Source organism: Thioalkalivibrio sp. HL-Eb18, assembly GCF_000364985.1.
Classification (GTDB): domain Bacteria; phylum Pseudomonadota; class Gammaproteobacteria; order Ectothiorhodospirales; family Ectothiorhodospiraceae; genus Thioalkalivibrio.
Window position 1 is genome coordinate 1 of the sequence record NZ_KB822993.1, and the last position, 1,682, is coordinate 1,682.

Here is a 1,682-nt window from a genome sequence, read left to right on the forward strand (position 1 = left end):
ATCGGTCGTCCCATTCCGGTCGCCTCCCGAGTGCCTGTTGTCAGGATACAGGGGGACAGTCACGGAGTCGATGAACTTTTGTTAAACGACACTAGCTGCCGGATGAAGACTGCATTCCGTCCCGGCATCGCGCTGGAAAAGACCTTCGGCCTCGAACACCTCCCCGATTGGCGCCGCATCGGGACCAAGAGCGAGCAACTGGTGGATTCTCTGGCGGTCGAAGGGGCCAACCCATGAAGACCCTCAGGCGCCTTTGCGCCCTCGATGTCGGATCGTTCGCGCTCGGCTTTATTCAGTGGCTCAGCCGAAAGTCGGCCCCGCGGAAACGAGTGCGGAGGTCATGAGCGTCGTTGACCTGTTGGGATCGGTGCTCATCGCCCTGATTCCCATGGCGGTTGCCATTGTTGCGGCCATTGGGGTGCTGATTGCCGTCCGTCGTGCATCGGCTGCCGTCAGGATCGGCTATGCCCTGCTCGTACTGGCCCTGCCGGTGGCCGTGATGCTGGGGTTTACGCGCCTTCTGGAAGAGTATGCACGCGAGATGTCCGCGGGACTGCCGGTGGCCCTGTTCGCGTTCATTGGCATTCCGCTGATGGTCGTCTGGTGGTTTCGGCGGCGCCACCCAGTGCGGTTGGAGACGGGCGCGCCCGCCGCCCCCACGGTGCACAGCTTCCGCCTTACGTTTCGTTACTGGAGGCTGGAGCTGGCCCTCGTAGTCCTGCTGGTGCTGGTCGTCTTCACGGAGAACCCGGTCTCGCGCATGATCAATGACTATGCGGGCCGGATTCACCTGAAGGTCGCAACGGCGCACTTCGACTTGTCAGGCCACAAGTTCGATGTGCCGGTGCGGTTTTTCTACTTTGTCCATGAAGAGCTGGGCCACTGGCCGCGCCCCGGAGAGGGGCGACATGAACCGGCGACCCTCCAGTTGAGCACCCTCCTGCCGGATCTGCGGCCTTATCACCACGAAGACCGGGATCGCTGGACCCGGGGTGACGACGCCCTCGGAGACCGGGTGGAAATCATGCTCTTGAACGAACCGCCTCCCGGGTTTATTGGCCCGATGGGGCGGCTTGCAAGGGAGAATCCTCAGGACGGCCGGACATCCGATGATGGCCTCGTCATGTTCGAGACCGATCCACAGGAGACCGACCCGAAGGGTCCGGGTTCGTCGTCGTTTTTCGTCCCCAAGGACGCATCAAATGACCTCGTAATCCGGTGTGCCCCGCCAGGCGAGCCGCCCGCCCCTGAATGCATAGCCATGACCGCCTTTCGCGACGATCTCGCATTGACCTATCGCTTCACCCTCGAGCACCTTCCGGACTGGAACCGGATTGATCGCGAGGTTCGACAACTCCTGGACTCCCTTTCGGTCGAGGGCGACGCGCCATGAGTCCTTCCACGCGTCTTCCCATCCCCGATGAGTGGCTATCCCGCTTCACTCTCGACTCCGTCTTCGTGATCCGGGCGCAGAACGGGGGCAGGGACTCATGACCCGTCAGGCGAAGCCACCCAAGCCCTTTTTCGACGCCGGGAAGCTCGGCGCCTTTGGCCTCGTGTTCTGGGTGCCTCTGGTTGTGACGGTCGTTGAAGTGGTCCAATGACAGCGGACACCCCAGTTAAGCCACACTAGATGGGTAACTGGAGGTGAATGTGAGCAAGCAGAGACGAGCGCGATACAG

The 1,682-nt window shown here is 62.0% G+C and carries 1 protein-coding gene and 1 pseudogene; both read left to right on the forward strand.

What is annotated here, in order from left to right; translation table 11 throughout:
* Positions 1-237: pseudogene (locus F813_RS14575) on the forward strand (hypothetical protein); the annotation flags it as partial.
* Positions 238-340: 103 nt separating this feature from the next.
* Positions 341-1,393, forward strand: coding sequence for a hypothetical protein (locus tag F813_RS0113445; protein ID WP_017926946.1), 1,053 nt, complete (start codon positions 341-343; stop codon positions 1,391-1,393).
* Positions 1,394-1,682 lie beyond the last annotated feature (289 nt).